Source organism: uncultured Intestinimonas sp. (assembly GCF_944387245.1).
Lineage (GTDB): Bacteria > Bacillota > Clostridia > Oscillospirales > Oscillospiraceae > Intestinimonas.
Genome location: NZ_CALXEE010000014.1, coordinates 12,930 through 36,587 on the forward strand (window position 1 = coordinate 12,930; position 23,658 = coordinate 36,587).

A 23,658-nucleotide genomic window follows, 5' to 3' on the forward strand; every position below is an offset into this window, starting at 1 on the left:
GGTAACACCATGTTTTACTATGTCAACGGAACCGTAGCCCATATGGCCCCCTATCTGGCTGTCATTGACTGCGGGGGGGTGGGCTACGCCTGCCGCACCACCAACAACACCCTCGCCCGGCTGAAGAAGGGTGAGAAGGCCAAGCTCTACACCTACTTGAATGTCCGGGAGGACGCCATGGAGCTCTACGGCTTCTTTTCGGAAAACGAGCTCAACTGCTTCCAACTCCTCATCGGAGTATCCGGTGTGGGGCCTAAGGCGGCCTTGTCTATTCTCTCCTCCAGCACACCCGAGACCCTGGCCATGAGCATCATCACCGGAGACGAGAAGGCCCTCACCGTGGCCCCCGGCATCGGGAAGAAAATCGCTCAGCGGGTCATCCTGGAGCTGAAGGATAAGCTGGCCAAGGGGCAGATCGCCCCTGGTGGGGAGAGCTACGGCGGCACCGGCGTCACCGTCATACCCGAGAATAAGTCCTCCGAGGCCGCCGCAGCTCTGGCAGTGCTGGGCTACTCCACAGCGGAGATCGGCGTGGCCCTCAAGGGCATAGATTTGGACGCTCTAAGTCTGGAGGAGATCATCAAACAGGCCCTCAAGAAGATGGTGAAGGGATAGGGAAGGGGGAGCCTTTGTGGCCAAACTGGAACGGCATCTCACCGGCGATTTTGACGAGCTACTGGACTACCTCCATAGAGGTATCCTCAACGGCAGCGCCTCGGCCAGCTACGAGGACGGCAGCGATTATTGTCGCTCCGACGGCCTGCGCTGTGCGGTTCGAGTCTATGAGCGGTACAGCGTGATGGGCGGCAACCGAGTAAGTCTGAATCTTACTTTGGTGGAGGACGGCGGACGCCTCTTCCTGTCCGCCATTACCTCCGGCGGCAGTCAGGCGGTTCTCTTCAAGATCAACACTCTGGGAGAAGGCGCTTTTCTGGACTGTGTGGCGGAGTTGCTGGACCAGTGGGAGGGTTAGTCTCAACTTATGACCTGTAAGTTGCGTTCTCTGTATCTCTGTGTAGAGGATATGAGCCGTGCCATTAATTTTTATGAGGCACTTTTGGAGCAGCAGGCGACACTAAGAGACCCGGTGTACAGCGTGTTCGACATCGGCGGATTCCGGCTGGGGCTTTTTGCCTACAAGACCCAGGGAGAGTTCCACGCGTATGGCTCAAATTGTCTGCCCAGCATTGAGTTTGAGACCCTGGCACAGTTGGAACGGAAGCTGTCTGGAAAGAAGATGGTTTTCCCACTGCGGCAGATCGGACCCATGTGGGTATCGGAATGTGAGGACAGCGAGGGCAATCACATTGAGCTGACTGCCCCGTTTGAATGAGGATGTGAAACTTTGAGCATTGATTTTTCTGACAGCGGTGGGTTTGAGACGGAAGCACCGCTGGTGACCACGTCCCTCACCCGGGACGACGAAAATGAGGGGTCCCTGCGCCCCAAGACTTTGCGGGAGTACATCGGTCAAGAGAAGGCCAAGGACAATCTGGAGGTCTTTATCCAGGCGGCCAAGATGCGCAATGAGCCATTGGACCATGTGCTGCTCCACGGCCCGCCGGGCCTGGGCAAGACCACCCTCAGCGGCATCATCGCCAACGAGATGGGGGTCAACATCCGCATCACCTCCGGTCCCGCCATCGAGAAACCCGGCGACCTGGCCGCCCTTCTTACCAACCTGGCGGAGAACGATATCCTTTTTGTGGATGAGATCCACCGGCTCAATCGCTCGGTGGAGGAGATCCTGTACCCCGCCATGGAAGACTTCGCCATCGACATCATCATCGGCAAGGGGCCGTCCGCCAACTCCATCCGGCTGGATCTGCCCAAATTTACTCTCATCGGCGCCACCACACGGGCGGGACAGCTCTCTGCGCCTCTTCGGGACCGGTTCGGAGTCACCTTGCGTCTGGAGCTTTACACTCCGGAGGAGCTCACCCGCATCGTCACCCGGTCGGCGGGTATCCTGGAGGTGCCCATCGAGGCGGACGGCGCCATGGAGATCGCCAAGCGCAGCCGGGGCACGCCCCGTATCGCCAACCGGATGCTGCGGCGAGTCCGGGACTTTGCCCAGGTGAAGGCGGGCGGCGTCATCACCCGTAAAGTGGCCGACGAGGCGCTCACCGCCCTGGAGGTGGACCACCTGGGCCTGGACGCCATCGACCGGAGGATGCTCCGCAGCATCATCGAGCACTACGGCGGTGGTCCGGTAGGCCTGGAGACCCTGGCCGCCACCATCAACGAGGAGGCCGTCACCCTCGAGGACGTGTATGAGCCCTACCTCATGCAGATGGGCTTCCTCACCCGGACTCCGCGGGGGCGCTGTGTCACCCGGAGAGCCTATGAGCACCTGGGGCTGTCCATCCCCGGCGGGATGGGTATGGACCAATTGACCTTTTGAGGTACGCTGTCTATGCTGTTCTGGCTGTTTTGCCTTTGCATGGACCTACTGATCCCAGCCGTGCTGCTCCTTCTGGGGCAGCGTTTTCTGACCAGGCCGCCCAAAAGTATCAACAACTTTTACGGCTACCGTACCGCTCGGTCCATGAAAAACCAAGCCACCTGGGATTTTGCCCACCGTACCTGCGGCAGACTGTGGTTCCGGCTGGGACTGATCCTGCTGCCGTTGAGCATTATCGCTATGGTACCGGTGCTGGGCAGAGAGGCCGGTACGGTGGGTCTCTGGTGTGCCGCTGTCGCACTGATACAGACGGCGGTTCTAGTATGCAGTATTTTTCCCGTAGAGCGGGCACTCAAGCGGCATTTTGACGATTTCGGAAGAAAGAGGTAATCACATATGGGTAAATTGTTTGGGACCGACGGCATCCGCGGCGTGGTCAACGCCGGACTGGACGCCACGCTGGCATATAAGGTGGGCCTGGCCACGGCCCAGGTCCTCCGGGGAGAGGAGGGGCGCAAGCCTCTGGTGGCCATTGGAAAGGACACCCGCATCTCCTCCGATTTGTTGGAGGGCGCTCTCACCGCCGGCCTGTGCTCCGCCGGCGCTGACGTACTCCATCTGGGTGTCATCCCCACACCTGCCGTGGCATGGGTAACGGTGGACCGGAAGGCCGACGCCGGCGTGGTCATCTCGGCCTCTCACAACCCCTTTGAGCACAACGGCATCAAGATCTTCAACGGCCAGGGCTTCAAGCTCTCCGACGAGCTGGAGGGCCAGATCGAGGATCTGATTCTCTCCGGCGACGTGGAGCAGATCTCCTTAAAAACCCACGACGGCATCGGTCGGGTGATCTATGCCGACGAGAGCGCCCGGAACGACTACATCAACCATCTGGTGTCCACCGTCCCGGACGGCTTTTCCGGCCTGCGCATCCTGGTGGACTGCGCCAACGGCGCCTCCTCTGCCACTGCGCCCAGCCTCTTTGACCGTTTTGACGGTCTCCACTGCGACATCATCAATGCCGACCCTGACGGCGTGAACATTAACACCAACTGTGGCTCCACACATTTGGAGGGCCTGGCCGCTATGGTAAAGGCGGGCAACTACGACTTGGGCCTGGCCTTTGACGGCGACGCCGACCGCTTCCTGGCCGTCAGTGAAGAGGGGGTGCCCATCGACGGAGACCAGATCATGGCCGCATGCGGCCGTTATCTTAAGGAGCAGGGAGCGCTGCCTGGGAACACCATCGTGGCCACCGTTATGTCCAATATCGGGCTCCACCGTTTCCTGGCGGAGAACGGCATGCAGGCAGTCTGCACCGACGTGGGCGACCGAAACGTGCTGGAGCGGATGCTCAAAGACGGTTTTGTCCTGGGCGGAGAGCAATCCGGCCACACTATCTTCCTCAAATACGCCACCACCGGCGATGGCCAGCTCACAGCCCTCCAGTTCCTGCGTATCCTCAAGGTCTCAGGACGCAAGGCCTCCGAGCTGGTGGCCGACTGTCGCCAGTACCCCCAGGTGCTGGTCAATGTGGCTGTGGCTGACAACGCCCAGAAGCAGGCCATCATGGCCTCCTCTGCGCTGAAGTCGGCCATTGGGTCGGAGGAGAAGGGCCTGGCCGGCAACGGCCGCATCCTGGTGCGCCCCTCCGGTACTGAGGCGCTGGTCCGGGTTATGGTAGAGGCCGAAACCGAGGCGACCGCTCAGGCCTGTGCCGACAGACTGGCAAATCTCATAAAAACCCTCTGATTTTATGGAAACCGCTAAAATAATCTGCATAAATACTTGACATTTGGGGTGCTTTCGCCCTATAATAGGCAAGGAGTCTTGGAATGAAATCAGCAGATACCGACCAAAATGCACTTCCGGATGAGACCTTATGTCTGCAAGCCGTTTCGGGTGACCGCGTCGCGGAGGAAATTCTTGTGATGCGCTACAACCGTTTGGTGCGAATTTGTGCTCGCCCCTATTTCCTGGCGGGCGGTGACAGCGAGGATTTGATTCAGGAGGGAATGCTGGGTCTGCTGAGTGCTATCCGGGAGTTTCTCCCTGGAAAGGGGAGTACCTTTCGGACCTATGCCGAGACCTGTATCCGAAATCGGATTCTCTCCGCCATCCGGGCGGCAGCCAGAGATAAGCACGATCCACTCAACCACTATGTCTCTTACGAAACCCCTCTTCTTGATGGGAACACCGACCGTTATCCATTCACCGCATCCCGGTCACCTCTGCAAAACCCTGAGGATATGTACATCAGCAGGGAGGAACGCCGGGAGCGTCTTGGGACGCTCAAGGGACAGCTATCCGGTTTGGAGGCAAAGATCCTGACGCTCTTTCTCCGCGGTTATTCCTATGCGGAGATCGCCGTTCAGGTGGAACGGTCCCCGAAAGCGGTGGACAACGCCGTGCAGCGCATCCGGCGCAAGGTGGCACGACACATTTCTTCCGGCGATTTCAGCGAAGGCTGAACGCAATATATCAGTCCCAGCACGATCGGTTTATTCCGGACCTGGGCAAACAGTCAAAGAGAGGGAAAAGATCATGTACGAAGACAAGACACTTGTATGCAAGGAATGCGGCCAGGAGTTCGTGTTCACCGCCGGTGAGCAGGAGTTCTACGCTGAGCGTGGTTTCCAGAACGAGCCCCAGCGCTGCAAGGCCTGCCGTGATGCCCGCAAGGCCGCTGCCCGTGGCCCCCGCGAGTACTTCACCGCTACCTGCGCTGCCTGCGGCGGCGAGGCGAAGGTTCCCTTCGAGCCCAAGTCCGATCGTCCTGTTTACTGCAGCGAGTGCTTCGCCCGTATGCGGGAGGAGCAGGGCCGCTAAATTTCATACGGCTTGAAAAAGAGACGCCCTCGCGGCGTCTCTTTTTTCTTTTACGGGAAATCGTACATTTCCTATTGAAAAATGCGGAATAATGGGGTATACTAAAGCATACCCAAATCCTAGCTTTTTGGAGGTTTATTTCTATGGCTACCATCACCAAGGATACCATCATCGGCGACATTCTGGACATTGCTCCGGAGACCGCTCCCGTGTTCCTGTCCATCGGAATGCACTGCCTGGGCTGCCCCTCTTCCCGCGGTGAGACCGTGGAGCAGGCTTGCATGGTCCATGGCGTGGATGTTGACGCTCTGCTGGAGAAGATCAACGCGCTGGTCCCTGCCGCCAACTGATGCAGCACAAAACGGAGCGGCCGCTGCCGCTCCGTTTTTCTATGCGTAAAATCGATTTAGAAAGGGGAGAAGAGGGTGCGTCCCATTGAACTGACACCCAGACTGCTTGCCCTGGCCAAACAGGTACCGGAGGGCGCCCGCTTTGCCGATATTGGCACCGATCACGCCCGGCTGCCGGTGTGGCTGCTGGAGCAGGGGATCATCCAAAACGCAATCGCCAGTGATTTGCGGGAAGGGCCACTGGAACAGGCCAGAGAGACCGCCCGCCGCCACGCCCTGACGGAGCGGCTATCCTTCCGTCTGGGGGATGGGCTTGCTCCCATCCGGGGTGAGGAAGTGGATGTGTGCGCCATCGCCGGTATGGGCGGTGAGACCATCGCCGCTATCTTGTCAGCCTGTCCCTGGGTAGCATCGCCAGGCCACACCTTTCTTCTCCAGCCCATGACCTCAGTGGAGGAGCTGCGGAGCTGGCTGTGGCGCAGTGGATTCCGTATCACCCAAGAGGTACTGGTGGGTGAGGGGAGGACCATCTATGTGGTCATTACCGCCATCCCCGGCGCTATGGTCCCGTTGACTCCTGCCGAGGAGTGGGCGGGGCGCCAGTACCGTGGCATGGAGTCGCCGCTGCGCGCATCCTACTTAGACCGTCTTACCGGCCGGGTGGCGCACATGGTGGAGGGACTGCGGAACTCCACGCGGCTGGATGATCTTGAGAAATTACCTCTGTTGGAAGAAGTTCTGACGGGGCTGAATCAAATGAAGGAGGAATGGGATAGATGGCAGCGGTAAAGGACGTATTCGAGTTTCTGGATGGTCTTGCGGCCTTTGATACCCAGATGGATTTTGACAACGCCGGTTTCCTGGTGGGCCGGAGTGACCGACAGGTCAATCGCCTGCTGGTTTCTCTGGACATCACCGAGGAGGTGGCGGAGGAGGCCGGCACTCTGGGTGCCGAGCTCATCGTCTCCCACCACCCGGTGATTTTCCATCCCGCCAGATCCATCACTGACCAGGACCCGGTGGGGCGGACCCTATTGGCCCTGACGGAGAGGGGCATAGCCGCCATCTGTGCTCACACCAATCTGGATGCCGCTGTGGGTGGTGTCAACGACGCTCTGGCCGCCCGGCTGGGTCTCAGCGATACCGTGGTGCTGGAGCCCTCCGGCACCGACCGGCAAGGCCGCCCCATCGGCATCGGTCGGGCGGGCAGCGTGGCCGCTGACGCCCCTGCCTCCACGGCGGAGTATGCCGCTTTTGTGAAGCAGGCGCTGGGGGCCAACGGCGTACGGTATGTGGACGCTGGCCGTCCGGTGCAGCGGGTGGCGGTGGGAGGCGGCGCCTGCGGTGACATGGGCCACCTGGCCTTGGCCTTGGGGTGCGATACCTTCGTTACTTCTGATGTGAAATATAATCAGTTCCTGGATGCCCGGGATATGGGCCTCAACCTCATCGACGCCGGACACTATCCCACCGAGAATGTGATCTGTCCCATCCTGGCCGATGCCCTCCGCAAGGCCTTCCCGGAGGTGGAAATCACCCTTACCAAACGGCACAGAGAGGTATTTTCTTACTGCTAGGACTTGCACAATAATTGCCTTTGTGGTACAATATTTTAGCATTTTTGAGAATTTAGAAGGGGACGAATCCAATGTCAGGACATTCCAAGTGGCATAATATTCAGAAGACCAAGGGCGCCGCCGACGCGAAGCGGTCTCAGATATTTACCAAGATCGCCCGCGAGATGATCGTGGCGGTGAAGCAGGGCGGCAGCGGCGACCCCAACAACAACTCCCGTCTGGCCACCGTCGTCGCTAAGGCCAAGGCGGCCAATATGCCCAACGACAACATCAAGCGCACCATCGAAAAGGCTCTGGGCTCCGGCAACACCGACAGCTACGAGAACGTGGTGTACGAGGGCTACGGTCCCTCCGGCGTAGCTGTTATCGTGGATGCCCTCACTGACAATCGCAACCGCACCGCTCCCGAGGTCCGTCACCTGCTGGACAAGTACGGCAAGGGCCTGGGTGCCACCGGTTGTGTGTCCTGGTCCTTTGACCGCAAAGGGGTCATTGTCATCGAGAAGGAAGACCTGGACGAGGATACGGTCATGATGGATGCCCTGGACGCCGGCGCCGACGACATGCAGGTGGAAGAGGAGACCTTTGAGATCTACACCGACCCTGACGCCTTCGGCACTGTTCTGGCCGCTCTGGAGGAGAAGGGCTACACCTTCCTGCAGGCCGCCGTGGAGATGGTCCCTCAGAACTATGTCAAGCTGGAAAATGAGGAAGACATCAAGAACATGGAAAAGCTCATTGACCTCCTGGAGGAGAACGACGATGTCCAGAACGTCTGGCACAACTGGGATCAGGACTGAACAAACACCAAAAGAGCCTGCCGATTTGGCAGGCTCTTTTCTTCTTATGGCACATATTCAAAGTGGCGGCACAGCCATTTTCCCGCTCTGCTGCCCAGGACCAACGCAATGGGCAGGGGGAGGATGACAAAGAGCAGGAAGTAAACCAGTGGATTCCAGAACGCGATAGACAACAGCGTAAAACGGTCGGACAACAGATCCACTGCGCCGTTGTAAAGACGCCAGAATAGCCAGACCGCTCCCAGCATGAGCAGCCATTCCACCCGGTCGTGCCAGACGCCCAAATCTATATGGTAGGGACGGTCGGAGTCCGGAATCGGCTGACCATTTACCTCACATTCCAGAAGAGAGGCATAACTCTCCAAGTCGTTTGCCTGAGCCGTGTCGATGTGTCTCAACCTTTCATAGGTATCGATGGCCTCTTGGAGCCGGCACCGCAGGGCGAAAGAGGCGCCGGGGGCGTTCTTTTGAAAGTCTTGCCCCATGGAGCGGATCTCATTGATGGTAAAGCCTGCCTTCCGCAGGGTCCCGACAGCCCGGAGGCGCTGCACATCCGCCTCGGAAAAATCCAGCCAGGTACAGCCGCCCCGCCGCTGGGCCTGCGGGGTCACCAGCTGTTCCTGTACATAGAACCGCACCGCCCGTTCCGTCAGTCCGGTGGCCGCACACACCTCTTTCATCTTCATGGACGACGCCTCCTTTGAGAGCAGTGTACCATCTGACGTAAGGAAAGTGTCAAGCTTATTTCTGAAAAAATCAAAAAGAGAGTCCGAAGCGCTGTGCTCCGGACTCTCATATTGCAAGCAAGCCTGTAAGCCGGGTTCTGTCCTTTAAGACAGCCATCTATCTAGACGCGCCGTTGCCAGCGCGTTCCAGCCACCTCCACGGGACGGCCGGGCCAGCCATATGTCCCTCCACGGTGTTGCTCCGGATAGAGTTTACAGCGATGGGCAGTCTCCAGCCATCGGGTGAGCTCTTACCTCGCCTTTCCACCCTTACCTCGTCGGCGCAAGGCCCACAAGGCGGTATCTCTCTGTTGCACTTTTCCTAGGGTCGCCCCCGGCGGATGTTATCCGTTATCCTTGCCCTACGGAGCCCGGACTTTCCTCATGGACGGCCTTTCGGCACTGCCCACGCGGCTGTCCAGCTTACTTGCAGATGGTTATTATATCTCATCTGTCGGCCGATGTCAATTCGATTGAAATATTCACATTTATCATCTATAATATAAATTGACTTTGCGTGCGGTGCCTGCGGCCCGTCACGCATGCGGGCAGCAGAGGCGCTGGTCCTGCCTGCTGCCGCACCTGACTGGAGAACCGAAAGGGGAAATGGCTATGCCGACCACCATTCAAGAATATTTGGCGGGACTCAAGGGAAAATCCGTCGCCGTTATCGGCATTGGCGTGTCCAATACGCCGCTGATTAAGATGCTCCTGCGGGCGGGGATCAAGGTCACTGCCTGCGACCGCAACCGCCGGGAGAACTTCGGCGGGCTCACCGAGGAGCTGGAGAGCCTGGGCGCCGAGCTGCGGCTGGGTCCCGACTATCTGAAGGGGCTGGACCATGACGTGATCTTCCGCACCCCCGGTATGCGGCCCGATGTGCCGGAGCTGCTGCTGGCGCAGGCCAAGGGCAGCGTCATCACCTCCGAGATGGAGGTGTTTTTCCAGGTCTGCCCCTGCCACACCATCGCCGTCACTGGCAGTGACGGCAAGACAACCACCACCACTATCATCGCCAGCCTGCTCCGGGAAGCGGGCTATCACACCTTTGTGGGCGGCAACATCGGAAAGCCCCTGCTGGCCGACGTGGACGGCATGGAGCCCGACGACTACGCCGTACTGGAGCTCTCCTCCTTCCAGCTCATGACCATGGACCGGAGCCCCGACATCGCCGTGGTCACCAACCTGGCGCCCAACCACCTGGACGTCCATAAGTCCATGGAGGAGTATATCACTGCAAAGGAAAATATCTTTACCCATCAGTCCCCACAGGGAAGGGCCGTCTTCAACTTTGACAATGAAATCACCCGGAATTTTGTGGAGTCCGCACCGGGCCGTGCGGTATTCTTCAGCCGCCGGCAGGCCCTCAGCGAGGGCGTCTGCCTGAGGGACAACGCCATCTGGGTGGTGTCTCCGGAGGGGTCCCGGCTGGTGCTTCCTCTGGAGGACATCCTGCTGCCTGGCGATCACAACGTAGAAAACTACATGGCGGCCATTGCCGCCGTGGACGGGCTGGTGCCCGACCAGGTGATCCGGAATTTCGCCTCCAAATTCGCCGGTGTGGAGCACCGCATCGAGCTGGTACGCACCCTCAACGGCGTGCGCTACTACAATGACTCCATCGCCTCCAGCCCCTCCCGTACCATTGCCGGCCTGCGCTCCTTTAAGGAGAAGGTCATCCTCATTGCCGGCGGCTACGACAAGCACATCCCCTTCGACGTACTTGGCCCTGAGGTGGTGGAGCATGTGAAGTACCTCATCCTCACCGGAGATACGGCGGACCGGATTGCAGACGCCATCCGGAGCTGTCCGGCCTATCACGGTGAGCCGCCTATCTCCAAGTACGAGGACTTCAACGCCGCCGTCCTGGCCGCCCACAGCATGGCCCAACCGGGGGATGTGGTCATCCTCTCGCCGGCCTGTGCCTCTTTCGATCACTTTAAGAATTTTGCCCAGCGGGGTGAGGCTTTTAAAAAGATTATTTATGAACTTTAAGTCCCTCGGGGCAGAACGCGGTTTTCCGCGGAAAGGAGTGGAATATTTGGACACAAGAGAAGTTTTGGGCCGCCTGAGCGCCATGGCCGGGCCCTCTGGCTTTGAGCGCATGGTGGCCATGCAGGCCGCCGACCTGATGCGGCCCTTTCTGGACGAGGCCAACGTGGATCGCTTCGGCAACGCTGTGGGTGTGCGGCTGTGCGGCCGCCCCGGTGCGCCCCGGCTGCTGCTGGACGCCCATCTGGATGAGATTGGTCTCATCGTCACCGGAATTGAGGAAGGCTTCCTCCGTTTTCGCACCATCGGTGGGGTGGACCCCCGGATGCTGCCCGACCGGGAGCTGACTGTGCTGGCCGATACCCCCATTTTGGGCGTGGTGGCCTGTCTGCCGCCCCACGTGCTCAAGGCGGAGGACAAGAAGAAGTCCATCCCCATCGACGAGCTCCGGGTGGACATCGGCATGAGCCAGGAGGAGGCCCAGTGCCGGGTGCCCATCGGCACCCCCATGGTCTTCCGGGGCAGCTGCTTTGACCTCATGAACGGCAAGGTCTGCGGCAAATCCATGGACGACCGCTCCTGCTTTACCATTCTGCTGCGGACGGCGGAGCTCCTCCGGGACAAAACTCTGGATGTAGATCTTTACATCATGGGCAGCACCCGTGAGGAGGTGGGCGGTGCCGGCGCCAAGGTGGGAACCTACAGCCTTCACCCGGACTGCTGCGTGGCGGTGGATGTGACCCATGCCAAGACGCCGGACAACCCCAAGGGGCGGCGCAGCGGCACCGGCGGCGGGCCTCAGATCGGCGTCGGCCCCAACATGACGCGATGGATGACCGAGCGCATGGTGGCCAAAGCCAAAGAGCTGGGTATTCCCTATGACCTGGAGATTATGGAGGGCCACACCGGCACCAACGGCTGGCACATGCAGATCGTCCGGGAGGGGATCGCCACCTCGGTGGTCTCCCTGCCCTTGAAGTATATGCACAGCCCCATCGAGGTGCTGGACTTGGCGGACATCGAATCCTCGGCGGCCCTGCTGGCCGCCTTTGCGGAAAACCTGGGCAAGGAGGCGAAGGAACTGTGCTGAATCTGGTCAAGGAACTCTGCCTCCTCAACGGCGTCTCCAGCGGTGAGGACGAGGTGCGTGACTACCTGATGGAGCGGTGCCGGCCCCATGCCGCCTCCATGCGGGTGGACGCTCTGGGCAATCTCATCGTCTTCAAACAGGGGGAGAAGCGCACGGGGAACAAGCTCATGCTCACCGCCCATATGGATGAGGTGGGCTTCATCGTCAATGACATCACCGAGGACGGCTATCTGAAATTTGCCCCTGTGGGCGGAATCGATCCCCGGGTGGTCATCGGCAAGCGGGTGAGCGTGGGCCGGGGACGCATCCCTGGGGCCATCGGCCTCAAGGCCTACCACCTGGTCAGCGCCGAAGAGGAGAAGAGGGTCCCCGACTTTGAGGACCTGTATATCGACATCGGCGCCAAGGACCGGGCCGACGCCGAGCGTGTAACGGCTCTGGGTGATCTGGCGGCCTTTGAGAGCGACGCCGTGGAGTTCGGCTCCGGCATGCTCAAGGCCAAAGCCCTGGATGACCGTGTTGGCTGTGCCGTCATGCTCAAGCTCATTGAGGAGGAGCTGCCCATGGACTGTACCTTCGTCTTCTCCGTTCAGGAGGAGGTGGGCACCCGGGGCGCCTTCGGCGCTGCCTTTTCCGTCACGCCGGAGATCGCTCTGGTGCTGGAGGGCACCACAGCGGCCGATCTCCCGGGCACCGACGAACACCGTCGGGTGGCCATCCTGGGTAAGGGCCCTGTGCTCTCCTTTATGGACAACGGCACCATCTACGACCGTGCTCTCTTTGAGCAGCTGCGGGAGCTGGCGGAAAACCATGGCATCCCTTGGCAGACCAAGAACTACCTCTCAGGTGGTAACGACTCCTCGGCCATCCAGCGCACCAAGGAGGGCGTCCGGGTGGCGGCAGTATCCACCCCGGTCCGGTACCTGCACGCTCCGTCCAGCGTGATCTGTTGCCAGGATTTCAACTACGTGCATACGCTGGTCAAACACTTTATCGAAGCCCTGTCGGCCTCGTGATACAGGAGGATAGAACAGTATGGATCTTTTGAAGACGCTTCAGTCCCTCAACGCCTGCCATGGCCCTGCCGGTGACGAGACCGAGGTGGCTGATGTGCTGGAGAAGCTGGCCATGCCCTTTGTGGACGAGTGCCGCCGGGACACCATGGGCAATCTCATCGCCCACAAAAAGGGGAGTGGGTCCCGGGTGATGTTTGCCGCCCATATGGACTCCATCGGCTGCATCGTCACCTATATCGAGAAGGAAGGGTATCTCCGTTTTGGCAAAGTGGGGGGGCTGCATGCCCCTGACCTCATAGCCACCCCAGTCCGCTTCAAGAATGGCGTCCGTGGTGTTATCTGCCTCAGCGAGTCGGTGGACTCCAAGGATATGACGCTGGATGACCTTTATATCGACATTGGCGCCCATGACGCCGATGAGGCCGGCGCTATGGTCAAGATTGGCGACACCGCTGTCTATGACACACCCACCTACGCCGTGGGTGACCGGCTCGTTTCTCCCTACATGGACAACCGTATCTCCTGCCTGGTGCTGCTGATGGCCATGGAGGAACTCCAGAATAGCGACAATGACCTGTATTTTGTTTTTACCACCCAGGAGGAGGTGGGGCTCCGCGGCTCCAAGACCGCAGCTTACGCCATTGACCCCGATTACGGCATCGCCGTGGATGTGACAGTCTCCGCAGATGAGCTGGGAAGCAAGCACACCGGCAGCAGCAAGCTGGGCGGAGGTGCCGCCATCAAGGTGATGGATACCTCCGTGATCTGTCACCCCCAGATGGTCTCCAAGCTGGAGTCTCTGGCCAAAGAGCGGGGCATCCCCGCTCAGATGGATGTGATCAAGGCCGGCGGTACCGATGCTGGCAGCATCCACGTCAGCAAGATGGGCGTCCTCACCGGCGGAATCTCCATTCCCTGCCGTTACACCCACAGCCCTCAGGAGATGGTGGACCGTGGCGATGTGGAGGCCTGCGCCCGTCTGGTGGCCGCCTTCGCCGAGACCAGCCTATAATCATGGATGTGGTGCTAGATTCCATCTCAGCCGAAGAACTGGTTTGGCTCCGAAGCTTAGAGGATAAGGATGGTTTTGACATGATGACCTGCCGTCCCATCCGCATGCGGAGTAGGGGAGAAAAGCTAGAGTTGTATCAGTCTGCTCTGGATGATCCAAACACTGTTATTTTGGGCCTGTGGACCTTTGATAAAAAACATCTGATTGGAAAATTGACCGCGTCAGATTGGAATCCCAGAAATCGCAGTATGGAAATAGGCTATTACCTCTGCCCGGAATGGCGTGGAAAGGGATATATGAGGTGCGCATTGCAGACCTTCTGCCGCATGCTGTTTTTGGATCAAGGTTGCAACAAAATAATGGCCCAAACCGGAGCCTTTAATATTTCCTCGATCCGTCTCCTGGAATCCTGCGGATTTCGGAGAGATGGGGTCCTACGGCAGCACCATGAAAAAGACGGCATCCTCTATGACGATTTTCTTTATAGCCTTTTGGCAGATGAATGTATAAAACCATTGGAAAGCAGAGAGTGAAAAGGAATATGCCATTACAGATAAGTGACCGGGTCCGGGAGCTGGGCCGGAAGGCTCAGGCGGACCTAGGAGAGCAGTTCGCCCGCATCGACGCCATTGCGGAGGAAAATACGCAGAAGGTCCTGGCGGCGTTTCAGAAGCACCGGGTAGCAGAGGCCTACTTTGCCGGCACCACCGGCTATGGCTACGACGATCTGGGCCGGGACAAGCTGGAGGAGATTTACGCCGACATCTTTGGTACGGAGGACGCTCTGGTCCGCATCGGCTTCGTCAACGGTACTCATGCCATTTCCTGCGCCCTGTACGGTGCCCTGAAGCCTGGGGACACCCTGGTCTATGCCGTGGGGGCGCCCTATGACACCATCCAAGGCGTCATCGGTATCACGGACAAGGGCTTTGGATCGCTGAAGGACTACGGCATCAACTACAGGCAAGTAGAATTGGTTGACGATAAGCCCGACCTGGAGGGCATGGCCAGAGTGGTCCGGGAGGACCCCACCGTGAAGGTGGTCATGATCCAACGCTCCAAGGGCTATGCCACCCGAGCGTCCTTGTCTGTGGCGGAGATTGGGGAGATGTGCCAAGTCATCAAAGCCGCCAACCCCAACGTGGATATCCTGGTCGACAACTGCTACGGCGAGTTCGTGGAGACCCTAGAACCTACCCAGGTGGGAGCCGACCTGGTGGTGGGCTCCCTCATCAAAAATCCTGGTGGCGGTCTGGCCCCTACCGGCGGCTATATGGCTGGGCGGAAAGACCTCATTGAAAAGGCCTCCTACCGCATGACCATCCCCGGTATCGGCCGGGAGTGCGGCTCCACGCTGGGCAACAACCGTTTACTCTATCAAGGACTTTTCCTTGCCCCCCATACCACCGCTCAGGCGGTAAAGACAGCGGTCTTTGCCGCCCGGATCATGGAGCAGCTGGGCTATGAGGCTGAGCCCTCTTCCCAGGCAGTCCGCCATGACATCATCCAGATGATCCACCTGGGGAATCCCGAGGCGGTGAAACGGTTTTGCAAGGGCATCCAAAAGGGAGCTCCGGTGGACTCCTATGTGACGCCGGAGCCATGGGACATGCCCGGCTACGACTCCCAGGTCATTATGGCGGCAGGTGCCTTCATTCAGGGGGCTTCCATCGAGCTCTCCGCCGACGCCCCCATGCGGGAACCCTACACCGTCTATCTCCAAGGCGGCCTTACCTACGAAAGCGGCAAGGCCGGCGTACTCCTGGCGGTGGAAGAGCTTTTGAAGGACTGATACGAGCCATGGCCCGCATAGAGTTGCCATAGGAGGTGACTGCTATGCGGGCTTGGTATGGCCGGCCCTTTCGACGCTGCCGGTCCTGTCGGAAAGGGAGAGGGCTCTGGCTGGCAGGGCTTCTGGGGGTCCTGCTGGCACTGGGATTCATTTTCAGCCTGGAACTGCGGCTCCGCCCGGTGGTGGAGACTATGGCGAAGGCCAAGGTGAGCAATGCCGTCACCCAGCTGTTGGACGGCGCCGTTACAGCTGAGATCCAGTCCAGAGCCATCACTTACAGCGATCTCATCACCGTGGAAAAGGATGACACCGGCCACATCACGGCCCTCACCAGCAATATGGCGGCGCTGAACGACCTGCGTACCAGTATTCTGAGTGATGCGGTGGCAGCCGTAGATCAGATCGATGATCAAAACCTGTCCATCCCGGTGGGAAACCTGACGGGGATCAACTTCTTTTCCGGCCGAGGTTTTGAATTACCCGTAGATGTGATGGCGGTGGGCTCCGCCCATGCCGTCTTTCAGAGCCGGTTCTCCGACGCCGGCATCAACCAGACCCGGCACCAGATCCTGCTGGAGGTAACGGTCTCCGTGGACATTCTGCTCCCCGGAGGGGACCTGCCCACCGAGATCAGCGCCCAGGTCCCGGTGGCCGAGACGGTCATTGTTGGCAGCGTCCCGGACACCTATGTGGAGCTCCCCAACCTTCAGGGTGGGACGGAATCGTAAGCAATTTTTAAAGAAGCGGCCTCTCCCGCGTGCTAGAATGAGAAAAAACACGGGAGGGAACAATGCTATGTGGTCTGTTTTGAAAGAGGCGGCGTCAGATGTGCTCCACTATGTGGTTCAGATGTTGCCCTGTGCATTTGCGGGGGCCATCCTGTTTTTCATGCTGCTTTCTGTCCGCCGCCGCCGTCTGGTCCATCGGGGCCTGAAAAGCCCGGTCCTGCGGGAGGGGGCCCTTCTGCTCTTCGTCCTCTTCTGCGCCGGGCTTGCCGCCCTGACCATCTTTCCCTCCAATCTGTGGAGCTTTGTGATTTCACCAAACCGCTGGCCTGAGGGGACTACTTTCTGGAGTTTCTATCCCACCATAGAAGAGCTCTCTACCCGGCTCCAACGCCTGCCAGAGGCGCTACCCCAGCTTCTGACCCCCTTTCCCGGCGGCATCGCCTACCATTTTCACAGCTATTGGAGCGCCTTTCTTTTTCTGGGGAATGTGGGGATGTTTCTGCCCATCGGCTTTTTTGTCGCTCTGCTCTGGCGGCGGGGGAGTCTATGGCGCTCCACACTGGCGGGCTTTCTGACCTCTCTGAGTATCGAGACCACCCAACTATTCATTGACCGGGGCACCGATCTGGATGACCTGATCCTCAACACGGTGGGTGCTGCTGTCGGGTACGTTTTGTACCGGCTGCTGCGCGCCGTTGTCCCCGGATTTACCGCAAAATTCACTTGTGTAAAGGTGTGATCCTTTCGTGGACGAGACCCAAGAAATCCAGGACCTGCGCCGTGAGCTGGAACAGGCCAACTATGAATATTACGTATTGGACAACCCCGCCATGAGCGACTACGACTTCGACCACAAGCTCCGCCGGCTGGAGGAGTTGGAGGCCGCCCATCCGGAGCTGGCCAGTCCGGACTCGCCTACGCAGCGGGTAGGTGGAAAGGTGGCCGAGGGCTTTGACGAGGTGATCCACCGGGTGCCTCTGGAGAGCCTTCAGGACGTCTTTTCCCTGGAGGAGCTGGGCGAATTCGACCAGCGGGTGCGGGAAGCCCTACCCGACGAGGTGGAGTACGACGTGGAGCCCAAGGTAGACGGCCTGTCTGTGGCTCTGGAGTATGAAAATGGCGTCTTTATCCGCGGCGCCACCCGGGGCGACGGTCTGGTGGGGGAGGACGTAACGGAAAACCTCAAGACCATCCGCTCTATCCCTCTGCGCCTGCCGGAGGCCCTGCCTTCGCTGATTGTGCGGGGGGAGGTCTTCATGCCCCGTCAGGTCTTCGAGGACCTGAACGCAGAGGCAGAGCTCCAGGGAAAGCCCCTCTTTGCCAATCCCCGGAACGCAGCCGCCGGCTCCCTGCGCCAGCACGATCCCAAGATCGCCGCCCAGCGCCGGCTGGATATCCGGGTCTTTAACGTACAGTGGGCGGAAGGGCGGACCTTCACCACCCACAGTGAGTCTCTGGACTATCTGGTGAGCCAGCGCTTCAAGGTCATTTCCCATGAGAGCTGTTCTGATATCGCCGGCGTGGGAGAACTCATTCGACGCATGGGCGATGAGCGCGAGAGTTATCCCTTCGATATCGACGGAGCGGTCGTAAAGGTCAACAATCTTTTAGACCGGGAGCGCCTGGGCTCCACCGCAAAATTTCCCCGGTGGGCCGCCGCTTTCAAGTACCCGCCAGAGCAGAAGGAGAGCGTAGTGGAGGACATCGTGGTCCAGGTGGGCCGGACGGGGGTCCTTACGCCCAAGGCAGTTGTAAAGCCAGTACGCCTTGCAGGTACTACTGTCACCAACGCCACGCTCCACAACCAGGATTTCATTAGCGAGAAGGATATCCGCATCGGTGACACGGTGCTGGTCCAGAAGGCGGGTGAGATCATTCCGGAGATCGTGTCCGTCATCAAAGAGAAACGTCCGGAGGGCACTGAGCCCTACTTTCTGCCCAAGATCTGTCCCGTCTGCGGCGCGCCGGTGGAGCGGGACGAGGATGGCGCCCACATCCGCTGCACCGGCGCGGAGTGCCCCGCCCAGCGTCTGCGCCATCTGGTCCACTTCGCCAGCCGGGATGCCATGGACATTGAGCACCTGGGTCCCGCAGTGGTAGAGGCCCTGGTGGGCGCCGGTCTGGTGAAGGGCCCGGGCGACCTCTACCATCTGAAGGCAGAGAACGTGGAACAGCTGGAGCGCATGGGCAAGAAGAGCGCCGAGAATCTGATCGCCGCCATTGAAAAATCCAAATCTGCCGGCCTGGGCCGCCTGCTCTTTGCCTTTGGCATCCGCCAGGTGGGGCAGAAGGCGGGAAAGGTGCTGGCAGCACGATTTGGCACTTTGGACACCCTCATGGCCGCCGACGCCGAGACCCTCACGGCCGTGCCCGACATCGGCGCCATCACGGCCCAGAGTCTGCTGGAGTGGTTCCAGAGCCCCCAGAGCCGACATCTCATTGAGACCCTCCGGGAGGCCGGTGTGTCCTTTGATAGCACCGAGGCACCGGCGGGAGAGGCCTTGGCGGGGAAGACCTTTGTCCTTACTGGCACGCTGGAACATCTGGGCCGGAAGGAGGCCACAGAGCTCATTGAGGCCCAGGGGGGTAAGGTGTCCGGCTCTGTATCCAAGAAGACCAGTTACGTGGTGGCGGGGGAGGCCGCCGGCTCCAAGCTCCAGAAGGCCGCCGAGCTGGGCATTCCCGTACTCACGGAGGCTGAACTTCTGAGCCTGCTGGAGGGGATCTCCACCTAACGTAGTCACAGCCCTCATGGGGCGTGTCTCAGTCGAGACACGCCCCATGCGTTTTCTCTATTTTCAGTTAAAGGGGCGTTTTACATGATCGTGCTCCTGTGCGCGGACAAAAAGAACGGAATGGCCTTTCATCAGCGCCGGCAGAGCCTTGATAGGGCGGTGCGGGCAGACATTTTGGCCACGGCCTGCGGAAAACCGATCTGGATGACTCCCTATTCAGCACGGCAATTCACCGAACCGGAGGCCATGCTTCAGGTGTCCGAGGCACCCCTATGCGAGGCCGGGGAGGGAGCCCTCTGTTTCATGGAGTTCCCACCCCTAGCCCCCGGCCTGGACCGGATCGAAGCTCTGGTGGTCTACCGGTGGGACAGGGTCTATCCCGCCGATCAGTGGCTGGATCTGGACCTGAGCACAGGCTTCCGTCTGGTCTCCAGCTGGGATTTCTCCGGTCACTCCCATGAAAAAATTACGAAAGAGGTTTACCAGCGATGAAACGAATCCAAGCCCTACTGCCAACTATGGCGATGCTTTGTACATTGCTGCTCAGCGGATGTGAAGGGATAGCACCTTCCACTTGTTCGGCGTCTTACTCCCTGGAGGACCTACCCGCCTACAGCGGTGAGCCCTATGTGACGGTCAATGACAACGAGCCCTTCTTTACCCAGGAGGACATGACCACCAATTCCTATGAGACCTACAGCGAGCTGGACGCGCTGGGCCGCTGCGGTGTGGCCTGGGCCAATGTGGGGATCGACCTGATGCCCGCGGAGGACCGGGGGAGTATCGGCCAAGTGAAGCCCTCCGGCTGGCAGACCGTCAAGTATGACATTGTGGATGGGAAATACCTTTACAACCGTTGTCACCTCATCGGTTTTCAGCTCACCGGCGAGAACGCCAACGAGAAGAACCTCATCACTGGCACTCGCTATCTGAATGTGGATGGTATGCTGCCCTTCGAGAACCAGGTGGCCGACTATGTCAAGGAGACCGAAAACCATGTGCTCTATCGTGTAACCCCCATTTTTCAGGAGGATGAGTTGGTGGCACGTGGCGTTCTCATGGAGGGCCTGAGCGTGGAGGACGGAGGCGAGGGCATTTGCTTCTGCGTCTATGCCTACAACATTCAGCCCGGGATCGTTATCGACTACGCCACCGGTGACAGCTGGCTGGAAGGGGAGGACACTCAGCCCAAAGAGACCACCAACTCCAGCGGAGGCACCGCTTACGTCATCAACACCAACTCCGGAAAGTTCCATCTGCCTACCTGCTCCAGCGTGGAGGACATGTCCCCCAGTAACCGTCAGGATTATGTGGGAGAGCGGCAGGAGCTTCTGGATCAGGGATACACCCCCTGCGGTATCTGCAAGCCCTGAGGGATTGGGATCGGGAGGAAGTTTATGAGAGATATTGTAATATCGTTTGGGGCCTGGGTACAGGAGACCTGTGAGACGGATCCTGTCAAGGCAAGACGCTGGCTGGCCAGAGGCTATCGGGCCAAGGAACTGCAGATCCGCCACGATCCCCGGCTGAAGGACAGCTCTGCTGCCCGGATGGTGGCGGCTCAGACCATGCGGGCCATGACTCTGCCTTTGGTCCACCCTGAGCGCTCCGCCATGGCCAGCTTGTTCCTGCCCTGTGAGCCATTGCAGGTCATGGGACTCTATCCATACTCCTGTGAGGGTTTTGGCTGCTTTCTGTCCGGTACCCAGGCTGAGCAGTCCTTTTTACACTACGCCGAGAGCCAGGGGCTGCCGGACACCTTCTGTTCCTACCACCGGATCTTCATCGGTGCGGCGGAGAAGGGGCTCATGCCCAAGCCCCGGTTCATTCTGAATACCACTCTGGCCTGCGACGCCAACCTGCTCACCTTCCGTCGGCTGGCCGAGTACTTCCAGGTGCCCCAGTTCGTGGTGGACGTGCCCTACGAGACCGACGAACAGGCGGTGGACTATGTGGCCGACCAGCTCCGGGAGATGGTCCGTTTTATGGAGAAGGAGACGGGCCAGCATCTGAAGGAAGACGATCTTCGGGCCGCGGTGGCCCGGAGCCAGCGGAGCATGGAGCAGTTTGATCGCTATATGACCCTGCGCGCGGACAAGCTGCTGATCGGAGAGCTCACCGGCGAGATGTTTTCCGCCTTTGCCCTCCATACGCTGCTGGGTACCCCGGAGACTGAGGCCTACACCCGCCGGTGTATCCAGGAGGCGGAGAAGGCACCCCCTGCGGAGGGGGTACGGCTGGTGTGGATGCATACCACTCCCTTCTGGGTCCAGCCTCTGCGTCAGGTCACCGACTATAACCGTCAGGTTCAGGTGGTGGCCTGCGACATGTGCTTTGAGGGCCTGCTGAAGGGGCCCGTGGATGACGACCCCTACCGGGCCATGGCCCGGCGGGTGGTATACTCCGCCTTCAACGGCCCCGTAGAGCGGCGCATCCAGCGGGGCATCGACGCAGCCCGTCAGGTTAAGGCGGACGGCGCCGTGTGGTTCTGCCATTGGGGTTGCAAGCACACCCTGGGCGGTGCTCAGCTGGCCAAGCAGGGCTTCGAGGCCGCCGGAGTTCCGTGTCTGGTTCTGGACGGAGATGGCTGTGACCGCAGCCACGGCGGCGAGGGCCAGTTGGCCACCCGTATGGAGGCCTTTGTGGAGATGCTCAAAGCAGGGGGGAGGTCCAAAGAATGAGCACGACCTATTATATCTGCAAATATACTCCGGTGGAGCTGCTGGAGGCTTTGGGCGGCACCTGCCAGGTCCTGGACGAGATGCCGGACAATTTTTCCCTCAGCGACCAGATGGGTCATCCGAATCTCTGCGGCTTCGGTAAGTCTGTGCTAGAAGCCTGCCTCTCCGGACAAGTGAAGGAACTGGTGCTGGTCAACTGCTGCGATACCATCCGCAGCGTCTATGATATTCTGGCCGCCAAGGGTGAGATGGACTTCCTGTTCTTGCTGGACATGCTCCACACCAGCGGCCCCAGAGCCACCGCCCGCACCAAGGCAGAGCTGCTCCGGCTGGCCGAGGCCTATGCCGCCTACAAGGGTACAACCTTTGATCCCAACCGGTTCCGGGCCGCCTTCCGCCCGTCGGAGCGGCCGGAGGGCCCTTACCTGAGCGTTATGGGCGGCAGGGTAGGGGACAGGCTCTTTCAGGCCATGGCAGAGTCCATGCCTGTGCCGGTCTGCAATGACACCTGTGTCCACGACCGCTTTGTGCCGCCGCCGGAGGGGAAGGAGACGGGCCTGGAGGCCCTCATGGAACCCTATGCCCAGGCCTTGCTGGAACAAGTCCCCTGCATGCGTATGACCGATGTAACCGGCCGGGAGAGCCTGCGGCGGTCGCCTGATCTGCGGGGCATCATCTATCACACGGTGAAGTTTTGCGACTACTACGGCTTTGAGTACTCCAAGCTCCGCAAGGACTGCGGCGTGCCGCTGCTGAAGCTGGAGTCCGACTATACCGTGCAGAGCAGCGGGCAGCTCCGCACCCGGCTGGAGGCCTTTGCCGAGAGCTTGTCACCGGAGACCACACTGACCAGGAAGGGGAGAGGACAAGTGAAGAAGGGATATTTTGCGGGGATCGACAGCGGGTCCACCAGTACGGACGTAGCCATTCTGGATCAGGACAAGCATCTGGTTGCGCAAGTCATCCTGCCCACCGGCGCAGGTGCCGCGGTGGGCGCGGAGCGGGCCATGGAGGCGGCCCTGGCCCAGGCCGGACTGAAGCCGGAGGACATCACCGCCACCGTCACCACTGGCTACGGCCGTTCTGCCATCCAGCTGGGCGATAAGTCCATTACCGAGATCACCTGTCATGCCAAGGGCGCCTTCTTCCTGGACCCCACGGTGCGCACTATCATCGACATCGGTGGGCAGGACAGCAAGGTCATCCGGGTGGACGAGACCGGAAATGTGGTAAATTTCATCATGAACGATAAGTGCGCCGCTGGAACTGGCCGCTTCCTGGAGCTCATGGCACGGACGCTGGAACTCTCTTTGGATGAGATGAGCACCGTCGGCCTGAGCTGGAAGGAGGACATTACCATCTCCAGCATGTGTACTGTCTTCGCTGAGTCGGAGGTAGTCTCCCTCATTGCCCAGAACAAGAGCACGGCTGATATTATCCATGGTCTCAATGAGGCGGTGGCGGCTAAGACCTGTGCCCTGTGCAAACGGCTGGGTGGGGAACCCACCTATATGATGACGGGCGGTGTTTCCAAGAACAAGGGTGTGGCCGAGGCCATCCAACGCCGCCTGGGGGCGCCCCTACACATCTCCCATGAGGCACAGCTCAACGGTGCTTTAGGTGCAGCCCTATTCGCCTTGGAACTATCATAACAACATAATGATAATGGAGTTCTGGGCCCAAAGATCAGTCAGGTCCCCACCGACGATCAGGAGACTGTCATTATCGCCTGCGCCGCCGTCCGGTAGCGGTAACGGTGGTGGCGGCGACTCCGGTGAAGGTGCCAGAAACGTGACGGTTGTACCAGAATAACAACAAAAGAGCAGGCGGCGCGGAAATACTCCGCGCCGCCTCAGCCTGTCGAGAAACCCGGCATATGCGTCAAGCATAAGCCGGGTTTCTTGTGTATAGCTGCCAAAGAAGGATA

27 protein-coding genes and 1 other RNA gene are annotated in these 23,658 nt (G+C 59.8%); 25 read left to right on the top strand and 3 right to left on the bottom strand.

Annotated elements, in window-relative coordinates; genetic code table 11:
• The first annotated feature begins 9 nt into the window (after positions 1-9).
• The 12 genes from ruvA (at position 10) to Q0K15_RS03570 (ending at position 7,960) form a co-directional block, all read left to right on the top strand.
• The gene (gene ruvA, locus Q0K15_RS03515; RefSeq protein ID WP_294512215.1) at positions 10-615 is read left to right on the top strand and encodes a Holliday junction branch migration protein RuvA; all 606 of its coding nucleotides are present in this window, start codon (positions 10-12) and stop codon (positions 613-615) included.
• A 16-nt stretch (positions 616-631) separates the two neighbouring features.
• Positions 632-973 (top strand): DUF6054 family protein, encoded by a 342-nt coding sequence (locus Q0K15_RS03520; RefSeq protein WP_294512218.1) that lies wholly within the window; start codon positions 632-634, stop codon positions 971-973.
• Positions 974-982: 9 nt separating this feature from the next.
• Entirely contained in the window at positions 983-1,333 is a 351-nt protein-coding gene (locus tag Q0K15_RS03525; RefSeq protein WP_294512221.1) for a VOC family protein, read from the top strand.
• A 12-nt stretch (positions 1,334-1,345) separates the two neighbouring features.
• Positions 1,346-2,404, top strand: coding sequence for a Holliday junction branch migration DNA helicase RuvB (gene ruvB / locus Q0K15_RS03530; RefSeq protein ID WP_294512224.1), 1,059 nt, complete (start codon positions 1,346-1,348; stop codon positions 2,402-2,404).
• A gap of 12 nt (positions 2,405-2,416) precedes the next feature.
• Positions 2,417-2,794, top strand: a complete 378-nt coding sequence (locus Q0K15_RS03535; RefSeq protein ID WP_294512228.1) for an SdpI family protein — start codon at positions 2,417-2,419, stop codon at positions 2,792-2,794.
• Positions 2,795-2,800: 6 nt separating this feature from the next.
• Complete coding sequence (glmM, locus tag Q0K15_RS03540) at positions 2,801-4,156, top strand: phosphoglucosamine mutase (protein ID WP_294512231.1); 1,356 nt, start codon at positions 2,801-2,803, stop codon at positions 4,154-4,156.
• An 83-nt stretch (positions 4,157-4,239) separates the two neighbouring features.
• A complete protein-coding gene (locus tag Q0K15_RS03545; protein ID WP_294512234.1) occupies positions 4,240-4,875 on the top strand; it encodes a sigma-70 family RNA polymerase sigma factor in 636 nt (211 codons plus the stop codon).
• A 73-nt stretch (positions 4,876-4,948) separates the two neighbouring features.
• Positions 4,949-5,233, top strand: a complete 285-nt coding sequence (locus tag Q0K15_RS03550) for a zinc-ribbon domain containing protein (RefSeq protein WP_204741194.1) — start codon at positions 4,949-4,951, stop codon at positions 5,231-5,233.
• A gap of 143 nt (positions 5,234-5,376) precedes the next feature.
• On the top strand, positions 5,377-5,583 hold the full coding sequence (locus Q0K15_RS03555; protein WP_294512239.1) for a DUF1858 domain-containing protein: 207 nt from the start codon (positions 5,377-5,379) through the stop codon (positions 5,581-5,583).
• 75 nt (positions 5,584-5,658) lie between these two features.
• Entirely contained in the window at positions 5,659-6,372 is a 714-nt protein-coding gene (locus tag Q0K15_RS03560) for a class I SAM-dependent methyltransferase (protein ID WP_294512242.1), read from the top strand.
• Complete coding sequence (locus tag Q0K15_RS03565; protein ID WP_294512246.1) at positions 6,360-7,160, top strand: Nif3-like dinuclear metal center hexameric protein; 801 nt, start codon at positions 6,360-6,362, stop codon at positions 7,158-7,160. Before Q0K15_RS03560 ends, Q0K15_RS03565 begins: the two co-directional genes overlap by 13 nt.
• Before the next feature lie 71 nt (positions 7,161-7,231).
• The gene (locus Q0K15_RS03570; RefSeq protein WP_294512249.1) at positions 7,232-7,960 is read left to right on the top strand and encodes a YebC/PmpR family DNA-binding transcriptional regulator; all 729 of its coding nucleotides are present in this window, start codon (positions 7,232-7,234) and stop codon (positions 7,958-7,960) included.
• Between the two features lie 44 nt (positions 7,961-8,004).
• On the opposite strand, the gene Q0K15_RS03575 is transcribed toward Q0K15_RS03570, so the two are convergent.
• A complete protein-coding gene (locus Q0K15_RS03575; RefSeq protein WP_294512252.1) occupies positions 8,005-8,646 on the bottom strand; it encodes a MerR family transcriptional regulator in 642 nt (213 codons plus the stop codon).
• Positions 8,647-8,756: 110 nt separating this feature from the next.
• An RNA gene (gene rnpB / locus Q0K15_RS03580) (RNase P RNA component class A) lies at positions 8,757-9,115 on the bottom strand.
• 182 nt (positions 9,116-9,297) lie between these two features.
• Between rnpB and murD the strand changes: the two genes are divergently transcribed.
• From murD to Q0K15_RS03645, 13 genes are all read left to right on the top strand, one after another.
• The gene (murD, locus tag Q0K15_RS03585; RefSeq protein WP_294512257.1) at positions 9,298-10,680 is read left to right on the top strand and encodes a UDP-N-acetylmuramoyl-L-alanine--D-glutamate ligase; all 1,383 of its coding nucleotides are present in this window, start codon (positions 9,298-9,300) and stop codon (positions 10,678-10,680) included.
• A 46-nt stretch (positions 10,681-10,726) separates the two neighbouring features.
• A complete protein-coding gene (locus tag Q0K15_RS03590) occupies positions 10,727-11,767 on the top strand; it encodes a M42 family peptidase (RefSeq protein ID WP_294512260.1) in 1,041 nt (346 codons plus the stop codon).
• On the top strand, positions 11,761-12,783 hold the full coding sequence (locus tag Q0K15_RS03595) for a M42 family metallopeptidase (RefSeq protein ID WP_294512263.1): 1,023 nt from the start codon (positions 11,761-11,763) through the stop codon (positions 12,781-12,783). The genes Q0K15_RS03590 and Q0K15_RS03595 overlap by 7 nt, the downstream gene beginning before the upstream one ends.
• 19 nt (positions 12,784-12,802) lie before the next feature.
• Positions 12,803-13,795, top strand: coding sequence for a M42 family metallopeptidase (locus tag Q0K15_RS03600; RefSeq protein ID WP_294512266.1), 993 nt, complete (start codon positions 12,803-12,805; stop codon positions 13,793-13,795).
• 80 nt (positions 13,796-13,875) lie between these two features.
• Entirely contained in the window at positions 13,876-14,328 is a 453-nt protein-coding gene (locus Q0K15_RS03605; protein ID WP_294512269.1) for a GNAT family protein, read from the top strand.
• A gap of 8 nt (positions 14,329-14,336) precedes the next feature.
• Entirely contained in the window at positions 14,337-15,587 is a 1,251-nt protein-coding gene (locus Q0K15_RS03610; protein WP_294512273.1) for a methionine gamma-lyase family protein, read from the top strand.
• 44 nt (positions 15,588-15,631) lie between these two features.
• The gene (gene yunB, locus Q0K15_RS03615) at positions 15,632-16,315 is read left to right on the top strand and encodes a sporulation protein YunB (protein ID WP_294512276.1); all 684 of its coding nucleotides are present in this window, start codon (positions 15,632-15,634) and stop codon (positions 16,313-16,315) included.
• A gap of 160 nt (positions 16,316-16,475) precedes the next feature.
• Positions 16,476-17,054 carry a VanZ family protein gene (locus Q0K15_RS03620; protein ID WP_294512279.1) on the top strand — a complete coding sequence of 193 codons (579 nt, stop codon included), beginning with the start codon at positions 16,476-16,478 and terminating at the stop codon, positions 17,052-17,054.
• A 7-nt stretch (positions 17,055-17,061) separates the two neighbouring features.
• Positions 17,062-19,050 (top strand): NAD-dependent DNA ligase LigA, encoded by a 1,989-nt coding sequence (ligA, locus tag Q0K15_RS03625; RefSeq protein WP_294512282.1) that lies wholly within the window; start codon positions 17,062-17,064, stop codon positions 19,048-19,050.
• An 84-nt stretch (positions 19,051-19,134) separates the two neighbouring features.
• Positions 19,135-19,542 carry a hypothetical protein gene (locus Q0K15_RS03630; protein ID WP_294512285.1) on the top strand — a complete coding sequence of 136 codons (408 nt, stop codon included), beginning with the start codon at positions 19,135-19,137 and terminating at the stop codon, positions 19,540-19,542.
• Entirely contained in the window at positions 19,539-20,423 is an 885-nt protein-coding gene (locus tag Q0K15_RS03635; RefSeq protein ID WP_294512288.1) for a DNA/RNA non-specific endonuclease, read from the top strand. The genes Q0K15_RS03630 and Q0K15_RS03635 overlap by 4 nt, the downstream gene beginning before the upstream one ends.
• Positions 20,424-20,447: 24 nt before the next feature.
• Complete coding sequence (locus tag Q0K15_RS03640) at positions 20,448-21,731, top strand: 2-hydroxyacyl-CoA dehydratase family protein (protein ID WP_294512291.1); 1,284 nt, start codon at positions 20,448-20,450, stop codon at positions 21,729-21,731.
• On the top strand, positions 21,728-23,383 hold the full coding sequence (locus tag Q0K15_RS03645) for an acyl-CoA dehydratase activase (protein ID WP_294512294.1): 1,656 nt from the start codon (positions 21,728-21,730) through the stop codon (positions 23,381-23,383). Before Q0K15_RS03640 ends, Q0K15_RS03645 begins: the two co-directional genes overlap by 4 nt.
• On the opposite strand, the gene Q0K15_RS03650 is transcribed toward Q0K15_RS03645, so the two are convergent.
• Positions 23,378-23,658, bottom strand: a 281-nt coding sequence (locus Q0K15_RS03650; RefSeq protein WP_294512297.1) for a hypothetical protein, incomplete at its 5' end; no start/stop codon positions are given. The genes Q0K15_RS03645 and Q0K15_RS03650 overlap by 6 nt on opposite strands.